The sequence below is a fragment of the Streptomyces sp. P9-A2 genome (assembly GCF_036634175.1).
GTDB lineage: Bacteria > Actinomycetota > Actinomycetes > Streptomycetales > Streptomycetaceae > Streptomyces > Streptomyces pratens.
Map to the genome: position 1 here is coordinate 5424340 of NZ_JAZIFX010000001.1, position 19284 is coordinate 5443623.

At 69.6% G+C, this 19284-nt stretch carries 18 protein-coding genes; 12 read left to right on the top strand and 6 right to left on the bottom strand.

Translation table 11 applies throughout. The annotated features are described in order from the left end of the window. Nucleotides 1–98: 98 nt before the first annotated feature. A protein-coding gene (locus V4Y04_RS24770) for an IS3 family transposase (protein ID WP_332430516.1) occupies nucleotides 99–1351 on the bottom strand; the annotation gives its coding sequence in 2 pieces (ribosomal slippage) (nucleotides 99–1069 and nucleotides 1069–1351; 1254 coding nt in all). 249 nt (nucleotides 1352–1600) lie between these two features. On the opposite strand from V4Y04_RS24770, the gene istA reads away from it, so the two are divergent. From istA to V4Y04_RS24785, 3 genes are all read left to right on the top strand, one after another. Continuing rightward, on the top strand, nucleotides 1601–3283 hold the full coding sequence (istA, locus tag V4Y04_RS24775; RefSeq protein WP_332430517.1) for an IS21 family transposase: 1683 nt from the start codon (nucleotides 1601–1603) through the stop codon (nucleotides 3281–3283). Nucleotides 3284–3333: 50 nt separating this feature from the next. Further along, entirely contained in the window at nucleotides 3334–4107 is a 774-nt protein-coding gene (gene istB, locus V4Y04_RS24780; RefSeq protein ID WP_443080201.1) for an IS21-like element helper ATPase IstB, read from the top strand. Between the two features lie 67 nt (nucleotides 4108–4174). Next, entirely contained in the window at nucleotides 4175–5296 is a 1122-nt protein-coding gene (locus tag V4Y04_RS24785) for a lipid II:glycine glycyltransferase FemX (protein ID WP_332430519.1), read from the top strand. Between the two features lie 342 nt (nucleotides 5297–5638). Here V4Y04_RS24785 and V4Y04_RS24790 read toward each other — a convergent pair whose 3' ends face one another. Next, the gene (locus V4Y04_RS24790) at nucleotides 5639–5896 is read right to left on the bottom strand and encodes a mycoredoxin (RefSeq protein WP_332430520.1); all 258 of its coding nucleotides are present in this window, start codon (nucleotides 5894–5896) and stop codon (nucleotides 5639–5641) included. Nucleotides 5897–6081: 185 nt separating this feature from the next. On the opposite strand from V4Y04_RS24790, the gene V4Y04_RS24795 reads away from it, so the two are divergent. The 5 genes from V4Y04_RS24795 (at nucleotide 6082) to V4Y04_RS24815 (ending at nucleotide 10091) form a co-directional block, all read left to right on the top strand. Next, nucleotides 6082–8379 (top strand): ATP-dependent DNA helicase UvrD2, encoded by a 2298-nt coding sequence (locus tag V4Y04_RS24795; protein WP_332430521.1) that lies wholly within the window; start codon nucleotides 6082–6084, stop codon nucleotides 8377–8379. Between the two features lie 165 nt (nucleotides 8380–8544). Further along, entirely contained in the window at nucleotides 8545–8859 is a 315-nt protein-coding gene (locus tag V4Y04_RS24800) for a hypothetical protein (RefSeq protein WP_332430522.1), read from the top strand. A gap of 172 nt (nucleotides 8860–9031) precedes the next feature. Further along, the gene (locus V4Y04_RS24805; protein ID WP_055573144.1) at nucleotides 9032–9400 is read left to right on the top strand and encodes a WhiB family transcriptional regulator; all 369 of its coding nucleotides are present in this window, start codon (nucleotides 9032–9034) and stop codon (nucleotides 9398–9400) included. Then, nucleotides 9397–9720, top strand: coding sequence for a hypothetical protein (locus V4Y04_RS24810; RefSeq protein WP_332430523.1), 324 nt, complete (start codon nucleotides 9397–9399; stop codon nucleotides 9718–9720). The genes V4Y04_RS24805 and V4Y04_RS24810 overlap by 4 nt, the downstream gene beginning before the upstream one ends. 146 nt (nucleotides 9721–9866) lie before the next feature. Then, nucleotides 9867–10091: a hypothetical protein gene (locus tag V4Y04_RS24815; RefSeq protein WP_332430524.1), complete on the top strand. Its 225-nt coding sequence runs from the start codon at nucleotides 9867–9869 to the stop codon at nucleotides 10089–10091. Nucleotides 10092–10120: 29 nt separating this feature from the next. Here the strand turns inward: V4Y04_RS24815 and V4Y04_RS24820 are convergent, their stop codons facing one another. After that, nucleotides 10121–11707, bottom strand: a complete 1587-nt coding sequence (locus tag V4Y04_RS24820) for an ABC1 kinase family protein (protein WP_332430525.1) — start codon at nucleotides 11705–11707, stop codon at nucleotides 10121–10123. Continuing rightward, nucleotides 11700–12926: a TOMM precursor leader peptide-binding protein gene (locus V4Y04_RS24825; protein WP_332430526.1), complete on the bottom strand. Its 1227-nt coding sequence runs from the start codon at nucleotides 12924–12926 to the stop codon at nucleotides 11700–11702. The genes V4Y04_RS24820 and V4Y04_RS24825 overlap by 8 nt, the downstream gene beginning before the upstream one ends. Nucleotides 12927–13158: 232 nt before the next feature. On the opposite strand from V4Y04_RS24825, the gene V4Y04_RS24830 reads away from it, so the two are divergent. From V4Y04_RS24830 to V4Y04_RS24845, 4 genes are all read left to right on the top strand, one after another. Beyond that, nucleotides 13159–13755 carry a M48 metallopeptidase family protein gene (locus V4Y04_RS24830; RefSeq protein ID WP_332430527.1) on the top strand — a complete coding sequence of 199 codons (597 nt, stop codon included), beginning with the start codon at nucleotides 13159–13161 and terminating at the stop codon, nucleotides 13753–13755. A 136-nt stretch (nucleotides 13756–13891) separates the two neighbouring features. After that, a complete protein-coding gene (locus tag V4Y04_RS24835; RefSeq protein ID WP_332430528.1) occupies nucleotides 13892–15637 on the top strand; it encodes a TerD family protein in 1746 nt (581 codons plus the stop codon). A gap of 11 nt (nucleotides 15638–15648) precedes the next feature. After that, nucleotides 15649–16329 (top strand): AIM24 family protein, encoded by a 681-nt coding sequence (locus tag V4Y04_RS24840; protein WP_332430529.1) that lies wholly within the window; start codon nucleotides 15649–15651, stop codon nucleotides 16327–16329. 16 nt (nucleotides 16330–16345) lie between these two features. Beyond that, a complete protein-coding gene (locus tag V4Y04_RS24845) occupies nucleotides 16346–17101 on the top strand; it encodes an AIM24 family protein (protein WP_332430530.1) in 756 nt (251 codons plus the stop codon). 138 nt (nucleotides 17102–17239) lie between these two features. Here the strand turns inward: V4Y04_RS24845 and V4Y04_RS24850 are convergent, their stop codons facing one another. Together V4Y04_RS24850 and V4Y04_RS24855 are read right to left on the bottom strand one after the other, a co-directional pair. Further along, nucleotides 17240–17767: an NUDIX hydrolase gene (locus V4Y04_RS24850; RefSeq protein WP_332430531.1), complete on the bottom strand. Its 528-nt coding sequence runs from the start codon at nucleotides 17765–17767 to the stop codon at nucleotides 17240–17242. Further along, a complete protein-coding gene (locus V4Y04_RS24855) occupies nucleotides 17764–19248 on the bottom strand; it encodes a zinc-dependent metalloprotease (protein WP_332430532.1) in 1485 nt (494 codons plus the stop codon). Before V4Y04_RS24855 ends, V4Y04_RS24850 begins: the two co-directional genes overlap by 4 nt. Nucleotides 19249–19284 lie beyond the last annotated feature (36 nt).

The window sequence follows — 19284 nt, forward strand, 5'->3', positions numbered from 1 at the left end:
GTGAGGGTCTCGGTGAGGTTTCCGGGGCCGCACGCGGCGTGGAAGGTCCTCTCGGCGGTCCAGGCCCAGACTGAACCGCCCCGGGTTCGGTAGAGATCTCAGATTGTGGTGATGACCTGGGGTTTCGTGAGTTCGGTGTAGTAGTTGGCTTCGTATTCGACGGGCGGAATGTGGCCTATCTCGCCGTGGAGTCTTCGGTGGTTGTACCAGTCGACCCACTCGGCGGTGGCCAGCTCGACCTGGGAGAGCGTCTTCCAGGGCCGCCGGGGCTTGATCAACTCGGTTTTGAACAGGCCGATCGTGGACTCCATCAGGGCGTTGTCGTACGCGTCACCGACCGATCCGATGCTCGCCGCGATGCCGGCGGCGTCCAGGTGCTCGGCGAGCTTGAACGACGTGTATTGCGACCCGGCGTCCGAGTGATGGATCAACTCGCCCGGCTGAACCGGCTGTTTATCGCGGTCGCGTTGCCAGAGGGCCATCTCCAGGGCGTCCAGCACGAAGACGGTCTCCTTCACGGTGGCCGCGGACCAGCCGACGATCCGGCGGGAGAAGGTGTCCACGACGAACGCGACATAGACGGTCGCGGACCAGGTCTTCACATGGGTGAAGTCCGCCACCCAGCACCGGTTCGGAGCGACGGCGACGAAGTCGCGGTCGACCAGATCGGGGGCCCGCTGGACCTGTCCGCCGGGGATCGTGGTGATGACGCGTCTGCCGCGCACTGCCCCCTGGATCCCGAGCTCGCGCATCAGGCGCTCGACGGTGCAGCGAGCCACCGCATGTCCCTGCCGGTTCAGCTCGCGCCAGACCTTCCGGGCCCCGTAGACACGGTAGTTGGACGTGTGGACGTCCTGGATCCGCTCCTTGAGTTCTTCGTCGCGCAAGCGGCGGGCGGAGGGCGTTTCGAGGCGTTTCTTGTGGGCGTAGTACGTGGAAGGGGCGATCTTGCAGTCGTGCTCGGTGAGCGTCCTGCAGATCGGCTCGACCCCGCCGAAGCGGTCCCGGTGCTCGTCGATGAACGCTACGAGCGCGTGTGTGGCCGGTCGAGCTCGGCCGCGAAGAAACTCGCCGCGGCCTTGAGGATCTCGTTGGCCCGCTTCAGCTCGGCGTTCTCCTTCTTCAACGCCTTGAGCTGGGCGGACTCCTCCGTCGTCGTCCCCGGACGCTGCCCCGCGTCGATCTCGTGCTGCTTCACCCAGTTCCGCAGCGTCTCGCGGGACCCGATGCCGAGCTTGTCGGTGACCGCCTGCAGGGCGGCCGTCTCGTTCGGGTGGTCGTCGCGCACCTCGGCGACCATGCGCACCGCACGACGGCGCAGCTCAAGCGGGTAACGGGAGGGTCGTGCCATGACTCAATCCTTACATGGAATCGAGCCTCCACCTGACCCGGGGCGGTTCAGGTACGCCCCCTCTGTTTTCGACAGGGCGTAGGGGGACCGCTCGGACGGTGAGAACGGGGACCACTGTTTCGGCAACGAGATTGGGGACCACCCGGCCTGACCGGATGTGACATGCCGCTTTCGGCGTAATGAGGGGCTTGGGGCATCTGGCCGGTCACGCTGTGCGCGTTGATCAAGGTCGTGTCAGGAGACCTTTTCGTGTACAGATCGCGTGAGTGGATCTTCGAGCGGATCCGCCGGGACCGGCGGCTGGATCCGACGGTGTCGCAGCGGACGCTGGCCCGGCGCTACCGGGTGTCGCGCAAGACGGTCGTTAAGGCCCTGAACCATCCGGTGCCGCCGGTGCGGAAGCCACCTCCGCCCCGCGCGAGCGTGCTGGAGCCGGTGGAGGGCTTCATCGACGAGATGCTGCGGGAGGACGTCCGGGCGCCTCGCAAGCAGCGGCATACCATCGACCGCATCGTGCAGCGGCTGGCGGCGGAGCGGGGTTTCGAGCAGGCGTCGTACTCCACGGTCCGCGACTACGTGCGCAGGCGCCGGCCCGAGATCGAGCTTCAGGCCCGGGAGGGGCGGCGGTTCCTGGAGGGCACGGTGCCGCAGGCCAAGCGGCCCGGGGAGGAGGCCGAGGTCGACTTCGCGGACGTGTGGGTGGACCTGGCCGGGCAGCGCCGCAAGTGCGTGCTGTTCACGCTGCGGATGTCGTACTCGGGCAAGGCGGTCCACCGCGTCTACGCCACCGCCTCACAGGAAGCCTTCCTGGAAGGGCACGTGGAGGCGTTTTCCGTGCTGGGTGGGGTGCCCACCGTCCACATTCGGTATGACAACCTCAAGCCCGCGGTGAAGCAGGTGCTGTTCGGTCGCTCACGCACCGAGTCGGCCCGCTGGACCGCCTTTCGATCCTGGTACTCGTTCTCGCCCTTCTACTGCACCCCGGGAGAGGCCGGCGCCCACGAGAAGGGCGGGGTGGAACACGAGGGTGGCCGGTTCCGCCGTCGGCACCTGGTCCCGCCACCGGAGGCGGAGTCGCTGGCGGAGCTGAACGAGCGCCTGGCGGCGGTCGACGCCGAGGAGGACGCCCGCCACATCCACGGCCGCCCGACCTCGGTGGGCTTCGACTTCGAGCAGGAACGGCCGCTGCTGCATCCGTTGCCGGCGGACGAGTACGACACCGGGATCGACCTGACGCCGGTGGTGCACCGCAACGGCCGGGTCACCGTCCGCCAGTGCTACTACTCGGTGCCCGCCCGGTTCATCGGCGCCAAGGTGCGGGTGAGGCTGAGGGCGAACGAGGTGTGGATCTTCGACGGCCGCAACGTCGTCGCCCGCCATCCACGGCTGACCCGCCGCTACACCTACCACGACATCCTCGACCACTACCTGGAGATCCTGCTGGTCAAGCCCGGTGCGTTCGCCGGGGCGGCCGCGCTGGCGCAAGCCCGCGCGGAAGGGGTCTTCAGTAAGACGCACGAGGCGTTCTGGGCCGCGGCGAAGACCAGGTGCGGCGACCGCGAGGGCACCCGGATGCTGATCGAGGTGTTGTTGCTGCACCGGACTCTGCCCGCCGAGGCGGTCGTCGCCGGGATGACCACGGTGCTGAAGGTCGGCGCGGTCAGCACCGACCTGGTGGCCATCGAGGCCCGCAAGGCCCTGGAGAACGCCGAGGCCGAGCCGACCGACGATCCGCTCGACCAGGACGACGGCAACAGGGGCGGTGAGGACGCCGCCGGTGACGGCGCGAAGGTGCTCTCCCTGCACGCCAAGCGGCTGCCGCCGGACCTGCGGCCCGGGCTGCCGGACCTGAGCAAGTACGACCGGCTGCTGAAGCCGGTCACCCCCATGACGAGCACGGCGACGACACCAAGGAAGGGCACCAGCGCATGACCCCCACCAGCACCGCCGAGCCGCACGCGGCCGAGGTCCCGGCCACCCGGATGCCGCTGCCCGGCGACCCGGAGGACGCCGCGATCGACGAACTCTGCCGGGACCTCAGGTTGCCCGCCCTGCGCGAGCGGTTCGTCGAGGTGGCCACCACCGCCCGCCGCGAACAGCTGACCTACAAGCAGTTCCTGTTGGACCTGCTGCAGCTGGAGCGCGACGACCGGGAGCTCCGCCGCCAGCAGCGGCTGATCCGGGCCGCCCGCTTCCCCCGACCCAAGCGGCTGGAGGACTTCCGGTTCGAGAAGAACCCGCACGTCTCACCGGAGATCATCGGCGAGCTGAAGAACCCCGTCTGGGTCCAGGAGGGACGTCCCCTGGTCCTGATCGGCGACAGCGGCACGGGCAAGAGCCATCTGCTGATCGGGGTCGGCACCGCGATCGCCGAGGCCGGCCTGTCGGTCCGCTACACCACCACCGCGGCCCTGGTGAACGAGCTCGCCGAGGCCGCCACGGCCAAGCGCCTGTCCTCCGTGATCGCCCGCTACAGCAAGGTCGATCTTCTGTGCCTGGACGAGTTCGGCTACCTCGACCTGGACAAGAAGGGCGCCAAGCTGCTGTTCCAGATCTTCACCGAGCGGGAGGAGCGCAAGGCGACCGCGGTCGCCACCAACTCCCCCTTCGCTGAGTGGGACAAGATCTTCAACGAGCCCCGGCTCTGCGCGGCCGTCGCCGACCGGCTCACCTTCCGCTGCACGCTGATCCAGACCGGAACCGAGTCCTACCGCTTCCAGGCCACCGAGTCCGAACGGCAGAACACAGCGCGGTGAGCAGACGGGACTGATCCACGGCAGTGCCCCTCAGTAGGCTGAGGCGCTGAACAAAGGAGCGCCGCACATGAGTTTCCGCCTGAAGGCGATCACCCGCGAGGAGCACCTGGCCTTCGTTACGGCCCAGCCCTCGGCGAGTCACATGCAGGTTCCCTCCTGGGGGGATGTGAAGCCGGACTGGCGGGCGGAGAGTCTGGGCTGGTTCGACGGCAACGACCGTCTCGCCGGCGTGGGACTGGTGCTGTTCCGGCCCTTGCCGAAGCTCAAGCGGTACCTTGCATATCTGCCTGAAGGACCGGTGATTGACTGGGCTGCACCGGATCTTGAGCAGTGGCTGGAGCCGATGCTCGCCTATCTCAAGGCCCAGGGCGCGTTCTCGGTGAAGATGGGCCCGCCCGTCGTCGCCCGCCGCTGGAGTGCGGAGGCGGTCAAGGCTGCGATCGCCGATCCGCAGGCCAGGCGGCTGCGGGATGCCGAGGCCACCGCGCACGAGCCGCGGGCTTTCGACGTCGCAGACCGGCTTCGGCGGATGGGCTGGCAGCAGACCGAACCCGACAGCGAGGACGGCTTCGCCGCCGGTCAGCCGCGCTATGTCTTCCAAGTCCTGTTTGCCGGACGGTCGCTGGAGGATGTCCAGCGAGGCCTCAACCAACAGTGGCGCCGCAACATCAAGAAGGCAGAGAAAGCAGGTGTCAAGGTCGTCCTCGGCGGCTACGACGATCTGCCCGCCTTCTACGACCTCTACGTCGAGACCGCCGAACGCGACCGGTTCATCCCTCGCCCTCTGACCTACTTCCAGCGCATGTGGACCGCGCTCACGGCCGAGGACCCCAACCGCATGCGCCTCTACCTCGCCCACCACGAGGGTGAAGTGCTCGCGGCGGCGACGATGCTGACCGTCGGTGAGCACGTCTGGTACTCCTACGGTGCCTCCACCAGCCGAAAGCGCGAGGTCCAGCCGAACAACGCCATCCAGTGGCGGATGATGTCCGACGCCCATGAGCTCGGCGCGAGTATCTATGACTTCCGAGGCATCACCGACACCCTGGACGAGAGCAACCACCTGCTGGGCCTGCTCCGGTTCAAGGTCGGCACCGGCGGCCAGGCCGTGGAATACCTCGGTGAATGGGACTTCCCCCTCAACAAGTTCCTGCACAAGGCCCTCGACCTCTACATGTCCCGCCGCTGAGTTCGAAAGGCCGCAGAACTTCACAGCACCGTGATGGAGCCGGGTCCTCCAGTGCCATGCCTGTCAGGGACACAGCCCGAGAGGACCCGGGACCGCCAAGCTACCGGCACCCCGGCCACCAGGAACTCAGACACCCCGCGCCCTATCGCCACTGCGTCGGAAGTCACCCGATAGAGGTGGCTCCCGATCTCGTTGCCGATCATGGACCTGTGTCGCATCCATCCTCTTCACGGATGGAGCAACGTGGCTCTCGTTCCCGTTGCCGCAGCGGCTCCCGTTCACCCTGCCGAAAACACCCCCTCCGGTCACGTCGACCAGAGGGGGCGTGGTGCCTTGTGAGCTTCAGACGCCGAGCGCCTGCTTCACCTGGGCAAGACTCGGGTTGGTCATCACGACCTCAGAGCCACCGTTGGTGGGAACTACCTGAACCGTCGGGACCGTCTGGTTCCCGCCGTTCGCCTTCTCCACGAAAGCCGCGGAGTCCGGGTCCTGCTCGATGTTGATCTCGGTGTACGCGATGCCCTCGCGGTCCATCTGACCCTTCAGGCGGCGGCAGTATCCGCACCACGTGGTGCTGTACATCGTCACAGTGCCCGGCATGTCTCTCGTGCTCCTTCGGCGACTCGGGAAGTCCTCGTTGAGGGGAACGTACTTGAAAGCGCCACCATTCCCGAGGGCTGGGGCTGGGGCTGGGGCTGGGGCTGGGGCCGCCCGCCCGCGGGACGTGATGTCCGCCCCGTCCGCGTGACGTGATGCCTGCCGCATGCCTGCCGTACGAGGACGTGATGCCTGTCGCATCAGTACGACTGCGAGGGCACGCCTGTGGACAACCGGCTCAGCGGTCTCCGGTGACCTGGCAGCATGGCTGTGTGACAGCAGCAACGCACTCCCCTCTCTTTCCGCGGGTACCGGACTCGGCCGACGCGGTGCTCGAAGGGCTCGACCCCGAGCAGCGTGAGGTCGCCACCGCCCTGCACGGTCCGGTGTGTGTGCTGGCGGGTGCCGGCACCGGCAAGACCAGGGCGATCACCCACCGGATCGCCTACGGGGTGCGCGCCGGGATCCTCCAGCCCTCCAGCGTGCTCGCCGTCACCTTCACCAACCGCGCCGCCGGGGAGATGCGCGGGCGGCTGCGCCAGCTCGGCGCCGTGGGGGTCCAGGCCCGCACCTTCCACTCGGCGGCGCTCCGCCAGCTCCAGTACTTCTGGCCGAAAGCGGTCGGTGGCTCCCTGCCCCGGCTGGTCGACCGCAAGATCCAGCTCGTCGCCGACGCGGCCGCAGCCTGCCGCATCCGGCTCGACCGGGGCGAGCTGCGGGACGTCACCGCCGAGATCGAGTGGTCCAAGGTCACCCAGACCGTCCCGGCCGACTACCCGCCCGCCGCCGTCAAGGCCGGGCGTGAGGCGACCCGCGACCCCGCCGAGATCGCCCAGCTCTACGCCGCCTACGAGGACCTCAAGCGGGAGCGGGGGGTCATCGACTTCGAGGACGTGCTGCTGCTCACCGTGGCCGTGCTCCAGGACCGCCAGGACATCGCGGAACAGGTCCGGGCCCAGTACCAGCACTTCGTCGTCGACGAGTACCAGGACGTCAGCCCGCTCCAGCAGCGACTGCTGGAACTCTGGCTCGGCGACCGGGAGAACCTGTGCGTGGTCGGCGACGCCAGTCAGACGATCTACTCGTTCACGGGCGCAACGCCCGACCACCTGCTCGACTTCCGCACCAAGCACCCCGGTGCCACCGTCGTGAAACTGGTCCGCGACTACCGTTCGACCCCCCAGGTGGTCCGCCTCGCCAACGGGCTGCTCGCCCAGGCGCACGGCCGTGCCGCCGATCACCGGCTGGAACTCGTCTCCCAGCGCGGCCCGGGACCCGACCCCGTCTTCACCGAGTACACCGACGAACCCGCGGAGGCCGAGGGCGCCGCGCGCCGGATCGGTGAACTGATCGGTTCCGGTGTCCGGGCCAGTGAGATCGCCGTGCTGTTCCGCACGAACTCCCAGTCCGAGACCTACGAACAGGCCCTAGCGGACGCCGGAGTGCCGTATCAGCTGCGTGGCGCCGAGCGTTTCTTCGACCGTCCGGAAGTGCGCAAGGCGGGCAGTGCCCTGCGCGCGGCGGCTCGCTTCGGCGGCAACGACAGCCTCCTCGACGACGTGGTGGACCTGCCCTCCCAGGTGCGTGCCGTGTTGTCGGGCGAAGGCTGGACGGCGCAGCCGCCGGCGGGTTCGGGGGCGGTACGGGAGCGCTGGGAGTCCCTGGCCGCTCTGGTGAACCTCGCCCAGGACTTCGTCGCCGCGAAGCCGGGCGCCACCCTTGCCGATCTCGTCGCCGAACTCGATGAGCGGGCAGGTGCCCAGCACGCCCCGACCGTGCAGGGCGTCACCCTCGCGTCGCTGCACTCGGCCAAGGGCCTGGAGTGGGACGTGGTCTTCCTGGTCGGTGTCGCCGAGGGCATGATGCCGATCACCTATGCGAAGACCGACGAACAGATCGAGGAGGAGCGCCGTCTCCTCTATGTAGGTGTCACCCGGGCACGGGAGCGGCTCCACGTCTCCTGGTCGCTCGCCCGCTCGCCCGGCGGGCGGGCGAACCGCCGGCCCAGCCGTTTCCTCGACGGGCTGCGTTCCGGTTCGCCGGCAGGCCGTGGCGGCGCGGTCGGCAGCGGAGCCACGGGGGGTGTGGAGCGTGGCGTGTCAGGGAGGGCGACCGCCGTCTCCGTGGCTCCGGAACCGAGACGCAGGCAGCGCAGCCCCGCCCGCTGCCGGGTCTGCGGCCGCACGTTGACGGACGCGGGCGAGATGAAACTGATGCGCTGCGAGGACTGCCCCTCCGACATGGACGAGGGCGTCTACGAGCGGTTGCACGACTGGCGTGGTGAGCAGGCGCGGCGCAGTGGGCAGCCCGCTTTCTGCGTCTTCACCGACAAGACGCTGATGGCCATCGCCGAGGCCGTTCCCGAGGACCCGCCGGGGCTCGCCCGCATCCCCGGGGTGGGCAAGCGCAAGCTGGACCGTTACGGGGCCGACGTACTGGCGATCTGCGCAGGCGGGGACGGAGCGCAGGGCAAAGATCAGGACTGATTCCAACTCGTCGAGAAAATAGTTTGCGCATGCCCCAGCAATCCCCATAGGTTCTTAGACACGAGAGCAGCGGCCTTCTCGGAGGCCCTGATTCCGTGCTGTACTTGCATATCCGTCGGACCGGCTGACCCCGGTCCCCCGATGCGCCGAGAGGAGGCGAGTCCCGTGATCAGCATCAACACCAGCTCCGTCGTCAAAATGACCGATCACTCGGCCGTCTCCCTGTGCATTCTCGGCGTCTCGAATCAGGGCACCGCTCTGTCCGGCATCCCTGCCGCACGTCCGGCGTCCTCCGTTGCTTCCGCGGGCCTTGTCGTCCGTGAGCGCGATGAGCGACCGATCAAGGCACTGGAAGCGGGAGAGGCACAGGCGAAGACCTATGCCTTTGCGGCGACCGGTGCCGGATTCCGGGAGCAGACGACGCAGCATCACCTGATGTGGGCCTTCCGTGGGCCAGAACCCTGGAGTGATCCAGCCTGATTCGATCAGGCCGGCGCCTTCAGGGCCGCGGAACCCCACCCGGGATCCGCGGCCCTTCTGTTTGTCCCCGAACGGGGACGGCGGACCGAAGCGCCTCGGGACAGGACAAGAACCCGGTACCAGCCGCCACCCGGCCCACCGGCCGGAAACGACCAGACGAGGAAGACGAACCGTGCAACTCGAAGCGCACGCCCCGTCCGTACCGCCTTCCGACACGATCCCCAAGCCCGGCTCCACGGAGGACCCGACCTTGACTCCGCTCACCGCGCTCACCGCGCTCGACGACGCCATCGAGAACCTCGGCGTACCCGTCCCCTGCCGTTCCTACGACCCGGAGGTCTTCTTCGCCGAGTCGCCGGCGGACGTCGAGTACGCCAAGTCCCTCTGCCGTACCTGTCCGCTGATGGAGGCATGCCTCGCCGGCGCCAAGGAGCGGCGTGAGCCGTGGGGCGTCTGGGGCGGCGAGCTGTTCGTCCAGGGCGTTGTTGTCGCCCGGAAGCGGCCGCGCGGCCGTCCGCGGAAGAACCCGGTCACAGCATGAACACCCCAGGAACGATCGACCGCCCCCTCACGCACGACCCCCAGAAGCAGGACCCGATGATGCCGACCGCCGACGAGCCCGCAGGCTCCGCGACCGAAGACTTCACCACCCGTGGTGCGAACGACTCGCGCCAGAACAGGACCCGTGAGATGCAACTCATTCCAGAAGCCCTGGCCCGTGCGCATATGCACGAGCGCCTGCGCGAGGCCGAGCGGGAGCGCCGGGCGGCACGCCTGGTGACCGCTCGCCGGATGCAGCGCCGCGCCGAGCGCGCCTCCCGGCGTGCCCGCCGCGCACTCGCCATGGCCGTCATGCAGTAACCGATCCAACCGATCGGGTCGATTCGGCCTTCGAGTCGATCCAGCCCGTCGTGGCTCTTCCATGGGGGCCAGTCCGTGCCGAACGGACCGGCCCCCACGGCACGTTGCGCCGAGCGAGCCATCCGGTACGGCGTTGTCGTCACCGGATGACGAGCCATTCCGAAGACGGTGACGGTGGCGGTGGCGGTGACGACCGCTCGGCCGCGGAACAGACGCCCCAGGCGTGCACCCGCTGTGGTGTGACGTCCGAGAGCCCGCTGCCGACCTGGACACTTTCAGTGGGGAACGGCATCCGGCGGTACTACCGCGAGGCCTGTTCCCGGCAGGGTCCAGGGGCGATCGAGGGCCGCCTGGACGCGCAGTGGTGGTGAACAGCGGGCGCGGTCCGGGGCGGTGTCTCTCACGCCTGCGCCGCCGACGCCTCCTCGGCCGGTTCGACCGCCTCGTCCCCGAGCGCCTCGTCCTCGGCGGTCACCGCCGAAGGCTTCCCCTTCGCGGGCTTCCGCTTCATGGACTTCCGTCCGGCGGGTTCCGCCTCCGAGGGCTCCTTCACCAGGATCTCGTCCACCGCTTGCCTCGGTACCAGTTCCCCTGCTCCTTCTGTTCCCCCTGTCGTCTCTGCCTCCGTTGTCCCTGGCTCCGCTTCTTCCGCCTCTTCCAGGACGAACCCCGGCAGCCACTCCCGCAGTTCGTCGCGCAGCCGTACCGTCCCGCCCAGCTGGCACAGCACGCCGATCGTGCTCAGGGTCACCCGGTGGATCAGCAGATACGCCGGGGGAAGATTGAGCTGCTTGGCCAGCTGGTAGGCGGGGGAACGAGGGTCGCCGATGCGGGCGGCCTGGCCGCGCATCCAGCCACGGGTGAACGTGAACGCCTCGGCCTGCGCCGGTTCGATGATCGGCAGGAGATACTCGAGGACCGCGTCGGGATCCAGCTCGATGGTCTCCCTGATGAACCCCTCCGCGCACAACATCGCGTAGACGGCCTCCGCCTCGCCGTCCAGCGTCATCCGCAGTGCCTCGCCGATGGGAGCGGGCAGCCCGCCCGGCAACCGGTCGACCGTGCCGAAGTCCAGCACACCCAGACGCCAGTCGTCCTCGCCGTCCGGGCCGCCGGGCAGCAGACGGAAGTTGCCCGGGTGCGGGTCGGCGTGCAGCAGTCCGGTGCGGGCCGGGCCGGAGAACAGGAAACGAGCGAGGAGCTGTCCGGCCCGGTCCCGCTGTCCCTCCGTACCGTCCGAGATGATCTCCGACAGCGGTACGCCGTCCATCCACTCGGTGACCAGCACCTGCTCACACTGGTGGACCACCGCCGGTACGACGACATCGGGGTCGTCCGTGAACTCCTCGGCGTGGGCCCGCTGGGACTGGGCCTCCAGGCCGTAGTCCAGTTCCTCCGCGACCCGGTCCTTGAGCTCCGTGATCAGCGGCTTGACATCCATTCCGGGAACCAGTGGGCCCAGCAGCCGGGCGAACCGGCTCAACTGGTTCAGGTCGGACAGCAAGGCCTCCCCGGCGCCCGGGTACTGCACCTTGACCGCCACCTCACGGCCGTCGTGCCACACCCCACGGTGCACCTGGCCGATGGAGGCCGCGGCGGACGGCTTGTCCTCGAACTCCAGGAACAGGTCGGGCCAGTCCTCGCCGAGCCGCTCCTCCAGCACCGCGTGCACGGTCCGGACCGGCATCGGAGGAGCCGCCTCCTGCAGTTTCGTCAGCGCCGCGCGGTAGGGTCCGGCGACCTCCTCCGGCAGGGCCGACTCGAAGACCGACAGGGCCTGGCCGAACTTCATCGCGCCGCCCTTGAGCTCGCCGAGCACCTTGAACAGCTGCTCCGCGGTGCGCTGCTGCAACTCGCGGCCGACGATCTCCGCGGACTCGCCCACGATTCGCTTGCCGAGCCCCCAGGTCGCCCGCCCGGCGAAGCCGAGCGGGAGCGCGGCCAGTTTGGCGGTCCTGGTGACAGCCTTCCGGGGAAGATCAGACATGAGCCCTCCAAGTCCCTGCCGGCCGCTCCGCGTCCGCCTGACGGCACAACTTCCTCGACGGCCCGTGCGAGCCCATTGTCTCGTGCGTCCGGCCGTGTTCGGCGGTGTGCTCCGGCTCCGTTTTCTCCGCGTTCCGGCCCGCCGCTCCGCACGGGCATCCGGGGTGCGCCCCGACCGGCCACGCATGCCAGTTCAGACCCGGGAGCGAAGCCTCCCAGCGGGCACCGGCACTGGACGGAACGTGGCCGTCCAGGAAGGCGAGCGTGTGGGCACCGGCCAGTCCGGCCACGGTCGCGGCCAGTGACAGATCGCAGGCTCCCACCCGGCGCTGCTGTCCGGAACGCCACTGGGCGACCATACGCGGCCAGGTCGGATCCCGGTCGGTCCTGTCTTCCTGGAGACAGCCCGCGCAGCCTGTCTCACCGGGCAGGACCAGCGGGCCGACGACGCCGGTTCCCTCCACCACACCGACGTAGAGGTGGGGTGTTCCCGAGGCCATCAGGGGCTCGGTCCCCGCCGGGTCCGGGGTGTGCACGGCGACGTCGTCCCGCGGGGCGAGGATCACCAGGGAGAAACCGGGAGCGCCCTCCTCCGGCGGGCACTGGGCGGTCCGGCGCGGCGACCGGTCCGGCGCGGCCCGGCGCACAGCACGGCGGGCCGCCTCGTGCCTGCGATCACCGACGGCTTCCGGGGGCAGTCCGCCCGGTGCGACGTCCCAGGGCTCGACCCGGCCGATGTCGCGGACGTCGACCTCACCCACGCCGGCCCCGGACAGCAGTGCCGCCAGCATCGAGCCCACCCGGCCCGCGCCTCTCACCTGCACCCGGGCTCCGCGGCGCGCCGCGAGCCGGCCGAGTGCGTCGCCCGGCGCGGAGGTGGTCAGGGCCAGCGAGGCCAGATCGGGGCGCAGCCGGTCGAGGACCTCCCGTTTCTCGCGCAGGGCGTCGGCGGCCGGGCCACCGCCCCGGGAGTCGTCGAGGAGCCCGGCCCGGGACAGCCGGGCCACGAGCCGGTCGACATGACCGTCGGGCAGATCCATCCGTCGGCCCTCCTCACGCAGGCGATCGAGCCCACGGGTGCCGTTGAGCAGATCGAGGAAGCTGCCCGTCGCCGTGTCCACCGGCCCCAGGGTCAACGCGTGCGCGGGTGTCATCCCGAACTGCACGGTGTTGAGGTCGCGCCAGCCGCGCCGGAGCGCCGGCTTCACCATCGGATGCATGTCAGGTCCCCCGCGTCTCCGTGAACGGCTGCCGCTCGAATGGCTGCCGTGGTACCGCCGCCCACCCGTGGGCCGGTCGACGGGTGCCAGCATGCCCGGATTCGGAGTGGCTTGCCTAAATTTATCCACAGGCAAGGTAATTAATCATACAAATCCGGCGCATGGCGGGGGGATCGATATCGAAGGGCCCCGGAGCCGGGACTTCCCCGTGTGCAGCGGGTAACGTCGGGGCGTGCCCGCCGACCCACTGCACAGCGCCCCACATCCTCAGCGCAGCACGACGAGTCAGCCGACGAGCGGCTCACGGGCGAGCGCGATCGAGGTCCGCAGGAGCGCCCGCCGGCGCAGAACGGTCTCCGCGTACCGCGAGGGCGATCGCACCGTGGTGCTCATTCCCGCCCGGATGTCCGAGGCGGAGGAGCAGCGCTGGGTGAACGTCATGCTCGACAAGCTGGCGGCCCAGGAGAGCAGGCGGGCACTCGGGGACACCGAACTGGCCGAGCGCGCCGAGCGACTGTCGGCCCAGTACTTCAACGGTCGGGCCCAGCCCCGCTCCGTACGCTGGGTGACCAACCAGAACACGCGCTGGGGTTCGTGCACGCCGTCCGAGGGCAGCATCCGCCTGTCGCACCGACTGCAGGGCATGCCCGAGTACGTGGTCGACTATGTCCTCTGCCACGAACTGGCTCACCTTCTCGTGCCCGGACACGGGCCCGGCTTCTGGCGTCTGCTGGAGGCGTATCCGAAGACGGAACGGGCCCGGGGCTACCTCGAAGGAGTGGTCGCGGCCGAGCGGTTGCCCCATCTGCCGGGGACCCGCAACGAGTGAACGCCGCCCGACGTGAGTACCCCGTAGAGGCACCCGCGCATTGTGTACCGGGTCTGTACCGACTTCATCCGATGTCCGGGTTTGCGGTTAGCCTGACGCGACGCACTCACATTCGGGATGGGGGACGGTCGTACGCATGGCCAGGGAATTCCAACGCGGCCACAAGGCCAGGATCAGTGACCTCACCGCGGGCACGGATCTGTACGTAGGCGTGCAGATCTCCGGCCCCGGGCTCACCTTCGACATCAGCTGCTTCGGTCTCGATGCCGATGAACGGCTTTCGGACGACCGGTACTTCATCTTCTTCAACCAGCCGAAGTCCCCCGAGGAGTCCCTTCAGCTGCTGGGCCCCCAGGCGGGCGACACGGAGTCCTTCCGCGTGACGCTGGACGGCATCCCGCAGCAGATCAGGAAGCTGTCCTTCACGGCGACGCTCGACGGCGCCGGGCAGATGTCCCAGATCGGCCCCGGATACATCCGCATCGTCGCGGGCGGCGAGGAAGTGGCCCGCTATCCCTTCAGCGGCTCGGAGTTCTCCACCGAGCGGGCGGTGATGCTGGGTGACTTCTACTTCAAGGACGTGTGGCGGTTCGCCGCTGTCGGACAGGGCTTCGACGGCGGGCTCGACGCGCTGCTGAAGAACTTCGGCGGTGAGGTGGCGGAGGAAGAGCCCACCGCCCCGCAGCAGCCGCAGCCGCAGGCGGGAGGTACTGCCCCGGGCTTCGCCCCGCCCGCTTTCGGTGTTCCCGGCACCCCCGCGCCGGCTCCCGCGCCCGCCCCGGCCCCTGCCCCCGCACCGGTTCCTCATCCCGCCGCGCAGGGGTTCGCCCCTCCGCCCGGCGCCACCCCGCCGGCCCCCGCGCCATCGGTACACGCCGCGCCGACGATCGTCGCGCCCTTGAACACTTCGCCCGGCGGTTCCCCGGTGCCGCCACCGTCCCCGGCGCCCGCCTTCGACCGGCCCGGTCAGCAGCCACCCGCCCCGAGCGCCCCGCCGCCCCCTGGCTACGGCGCGCAGCCGCACGCACCACATGCGCCGCCCGCCCCCGCCCCTCCGCCGGGGTACGGCCAGCCGATGCCTCCGCCGGGGTACGGCCAGCCGATGCCCCCGCCCGGGTACAGCCAGCAACCGCCACCCGGACAGACGCCTCCGGGGCAGATGCCGGGTCAGCCGGCTCCTTACGGGGCACCGCAGGGCGCACCCCAGGGAGTGCCGCAGAGCCCGGGTGTGCTCGGCGCGCTCCAGATGTTCAAGGAGACGCCCACCGGACAGCGCTGGACCCAGCAGAACCCGAAACTGGTCCGCGCCGACCTCGGCATGGGCGGACAGCCCGTGCTGGCCCGTCAGGGCAGCATGGTGCTCTACCAGGGCAAGGTCGACTTCAGCTACAAGGGCGCCGGGTTCAGCGGCCGGATCGTCGGCAACGCGACCGGCCAGGAGATGCAGCTGATGCGCTGCACGGGCCAGGGGCAGGTGTTCTTCGCCGAGGACGCCACGATGCTGCACCCGATCGAGCTTCAGGGAGACGCCGTGTGTGTCTCCGCCGAGAGCGTCCTCGCCTTCGACGAGAGCCTCCAGCACGAGGTCCGCCGCATCGAGGGACACGGCATCCCCGGCGGCGCGCTGTTCACGATGCAGTTCCAGGGGACCGGCACCATCGTCGTCAAGACGCACGGTGTGCCCGTGGTCCTGCCGGTGACACCCACCACGTTCGCCGACGCCAACGCCGTGGTCGCCTGGTCGGCCGCCTCCCAGGTGATCGTCTCCAGCCAGGTGCGGATGCGCCGCAACTCCTACCCCGGCGACACCGGGGAGAGCGTCAACCTCCAGTTCCGGGGCGCGCCCGGCAACTTCGTCGTCGTCCAGCCGTACGAGATCTGAGGGAGCCCGTCATGAACCAGCCACTCGCGGGCTACGCCCCCACGCCGGTCACCGCGCGCATGGAGAACCACGGCGATCACATGCTCAAGGTCGCCATGCAGACCGGGCACGACCTCCTCGCGCGCGTCGGGTCGATGATCGCCTACGAAGGGTTCATCCAGTACGAGCCCAACCCGCCGGCCGTGCGCCAGATCGCCCGGGACTGGGCCACCGGGGAGGGTGCCCCGCTGATGAAGTGCTCCGGCGACGGACTGCTCTACCTCGCCGACTACGGTGCGAACGTCGTCGTGCTCAACCTCGACGGCGAAGGCATCTCCGTCAACGCCACCAACCTGCTCGCCTTCGACGCCGGCCTGACCTGGGGCGTGGAGCGGGTGAAGGGCCTGGCGAAATTCGCCGGTCAGGGCCTGTGGAACACCAAAATCTCCGGGCAGGGCTGGGTCGCGCTGACCTCCCGGGGCAAGCCGATCGTCGTCGACTGCGGCGGTGGTGACGACGAGACGTACGTCGACCCGGACGCCCTGGTCGCCTGGTCCCCGAATCTCAAGGTGAAGGGCAAACGCAGCTTCCGGGCGCAGTCGTTGATCGGCCGCGGCAGCGGCGAGGCCTACCAGATGGCGTTCTCCGGTCAGGGCATCGTCGTCGTCCAGCCCAGTGAGGACAGCACCGACCGTCTCCGGGTCCGGGGCTGAGGGGAGCAACCACATCATGCAGAGCCCGCTTTTCGCCTTCAACGACCAGCAGACCCAGGAGCGCTGGAGCCTGCAGAACAAGCAGATGCTCCGGGTCGCTCTGGGAGGGCACGACGACATCCTCGCCCGCAAGGGCAGCATGATCGCCTACCAGGGACTCATCGAGTTCGACGCCGAGTACCAGAGCCGCGGCCAGGCGCGCAGCCGTTCGCGCACCGGCGAGGGACTGGACCTGATGCGCTGCCACGGGCAGGGCACGGTCTACCTCGCCAACCTCGCCCAGCACATCCACGTCATGGACGTGGATCACGAGGGGCTGACCGTCGACAGCAGCTACGTCCTGGCCATGGACTCCTCGCTGCATCACGAGGTCATCGCCGTCGACAGCCTGTACGGCGTCTCCGGCTCCGGGAAATACCAGCTCAACATCACCGGTCAGGGCAAGGTCGCCCTGATGACCTCCGGCATGCCGTTGCTGATGCAGGTGACACCGGACAAGTACGTCAACTGCGACGCCGACGCGATCGTCGCCTGGTCCACGGGGCTGCGCGTGCAGCTGCAGGCCCAGACGCACTCCTCCGGGGTGTGGCGGCGCCGCGGCAACACCGGCGAGGGCTGGGAACTCAGCTTCATGGGCAGCGGCTTCGCGCTCGTTCAGCCCAGCGAGCTGCTGCCGCCGCAGAACGCCCAGATCGGGTCCGGCATCGCCGCGCATTACGGCATGGGACAGCAGGGTGCCCGCGGACAGAACCAGGGCAACGTCTGGAGCTGAGCGGCGTCCGCAGACACAACGTGTGAGGGGCGCCCGCCGAGCCGGTCGCCCTTCACGCGGATCCGTAGAACAGCCGGGTGCCGGTCTTTTGCCCGTGTCCGTAGAAGAACAGGGTGCCGGCCGAGCCGCCCCCGCAGATCAGTCACCCAGCCGCGTCAGGGTCGCCTCCAGCAGGCGGACGACCGAGGTGTCCGCCACCTCCGCCGCCTCGTCGTACGGGAACCAGCGAAGGTCGAGCGACTCGTCGCTGATGGTGTGCGCGGCATCGGGAGCGGCCACTGCCGCGTACTGGACGTCGAAGTGCCAGTTGCAGGGTGAGGGGATCGCATGCCGGTCCAGGCGCACCGGCCCGCCCGCCAGGAGGGTCAGCCCCGCGACGCCCGACTCCTCGGTGGCCTCCCGCAGAGCCGCCGCCGTCAGCGACGGGTCGCCCGGCTCGCAGTGACCGCCCATCTGCAGCCACATCCGCAGCTTCCGGTGCAGGGTCAGCAGCACCCGGCCGCGCCCGGGGTCGACCACCAGGGCGCTGGCGGTGAGATGGCCCGCGTGGCAGGCCTTCCACATGCCGTCCGGATGCGCGGCGAGGTGGTCCAGGTAGGCCTGGCGCAGCTCCGGCTGGTCCTCGTACCCCTTGAGTACGAGAACCGCGTCGTCGTACAGACTCACTCGGCGCCGTCCCCCTTGCGGTCGTCGTCCTTGCCGTCGTCGTTCTTTCCCTCGCCGCCGTCCCCGGTGGTGTCCTCGTCCTTGCCCCGCTTGCCGAGGTCGTGCTTGCCGGCCGCCTCGCCGAGCATCTTGTCCAGCTCGGAGAAGTCGATCTGCTCGCGGTGCACGAAGCCGTCGGGGTCGTCCAGGTCGGTGGCCGTCGGCAGCATGTCCGGGTGGGCCCACAGGGCGTCCCGCCCGTCGACACCGCGCGCGTCCGTGAGCGAGGCCCACAACCGTGAGGCGTCGCGCAGCCGGCGAGGGCGCAGCTCCAGGCCGATCAGGGTGGCGAACGTCTGCTCCGCGGGGCCGCCCGAGGCGCGGCGACGGCGCAGCGTCTCGCGCAGCGCGTCCGCCGACGACAGGCGGGGCTTCGCCGCCGCGTGCACCACGGCGTCCACCCAGCCCTCGACGAGGGCCAGCGCCGTTTCGAGACGGGCCAGCGCCGCCTTCTGCTGCGGGGTGTCCTCCGGCTGGAACATGCCCTGCTGAAGAGCTTCCTGGAGCTGCTCCGGGTTCTGCGGGTCGAACTGGCCGACCACGTCCTCCAGCTTGGCGGTGTCGACCTTGATCCCGCGCGCATAACCGTCGACGGCACCGAACAGGTGCGAGCGCAGCCACGGCACATGTGCGAACAGGCGCTGATGGGCGGCCTCGCGCAGGGCGAGGTACAGCCGCACCTCCTCCTGTGCGACGCCCAGGTCCTTGCCGAACGCCGTGACGTTCACCGGCAGCAGCGCGGCCTTGCCCACCGGGCCGAGCGGCAGGCCGATGTCGGTGGAGCCGACGACCTCACCGGCCAGCACGCCGACCGCCTGGCCGATCTGTGTACCGAACATGGCGCCGCCCATCGAACGCATCATGCCGATCAGCGGGCCCGCCATGGCCTGCATCTCCTCCGGCAGCACGTCGCCCATCGCGGCGCCCACACGCTCGGCGACCGGGTCCACGAGTTCCTTCCACGCCGGCAGCGTGGCCTCGACCCACTCCGCGCGGCTCCAGGCCACTGAGGAGGCCGCACCGGACGGCAGCGAGGTGGCGTCGTCCAGCCACAGGTCGGCCAGCCGGACGGCCTCGTCGACGGCCCTGCGCTCGGCGGGGCCGACGCTCGCGTCCTTCGTGCCGTCGGCGGTGCCCTGGGACACCGTCTGGCGGGCGATCTGCTTGGCCATGTCCCAGTTCACCGGACCGCCCTCGTAGGAGAGCATCTGGCCGAGCTGCTGGAACGCGGCGCCCAGGTCGTTGGGGTTCAGGGAACCGAACATCGCGGCGAACGGGTTGTCCGCTCCGGGAGCGCCGAAGCCGCCGGCTCCGGGCATGCCGAAACCGAACGGGTTGGCCGGGTCCTGACCACCACCGCTCTGCTGGTCCTTCTTCTTGCCCTCGTCGCCGTCGTCCGGCTCCTCCGGCGGAAGGCCGAATCCGAATGGGGTGTCACTCACGGGATTCCTCGGCTGATAGGGCCACCGGTTCTTTCC

What these genes read in the sequence shown, in the direction of transcription:
- V4Y04_RS24845 (WP_332430530.1), top strand. Translation starts at nt 16,346, where the DNA reads ATGCAGAGCCCGCTTTTCGCCTTCAACGACCAGCAGACCCAGGAGCGC.
- V4Y04_RS24840 (WP_332430529.1), top strand. Translation starts at nt 15,649, where the DNA reads ATGAACCAGCCACTCGCGGGCTACGCCCCCACGCCGGTCACCGCGCGC.
- istB (WP_443080201.1), top strand. Translation starts at nt 3,334, where the DNA reads ATGCCGCTGCCCGGCGACCCGGAGGACGCCGCGATCGACGAACTCTGC.
- V4Y04_RS24815 (WP_332430524.1), top strand. Translation starts at nt 9,867, where the DNA reads ATGACGAGCCATTCCGAAGACGGTGACGGTGGCGGTGGCGGTGACGAC.
- V4Y04_RS24795 (WP_332430521.1), top strand. Translation starts at nt 6,082, where the DNA reads ATGCCTGTCGCATCAGTACGACTGCGAGGGCACGCCTGTGGACAACCG.
- V4Y04_RS24825 (WP_332430526.1), bottom strand. Translation starts at nt 12,926, where the DNA reads ATGCATCCGATGGTGAAGCCGGCGCTCCGGCGCGGCTGGCGCGACCTC.
- V4Y04_RS24810 (WP_332430523.1), top strand. Translation starts at nt 9,397, where the DNA reads ATGAACACCCCAGGAACGATCGACCGCCCCCTCACGCACGACCCCCAG.
- V4Y04_RS24790 (WP_332430520.1), bottom strand. Translation starts at nt 5,896, where the DNA reads ATGCCGGGCACTGTGACGATGTACAGCACCACGTGGTGCGGATACTGC.
- V4Y04_RS24820 (WP_332430525.1), bottom strand. Translation starts at nt 11,707, where the DNA reads ATGTCTGATCTTCCCCGGAAGGCTGTCACCAGGACCGCCAAACTGGCC.
- V4Y04_RS24785 (WP_332430519.1), top strand. Translation starts at nt 4,175, where the DNA reads ATGAGTTTCCGCCTGAAGGCGATCACCCGCGAGGAGCACCTGGCCTTC.
- V4Y04_RS24835 (WP_332430528.1), top strand. Translation starts at nt 13,892, where the DNA reads ATGGCCAGGGAATTCCAACGCGGCCACAAGGCCAGGATCAGTGACCTC.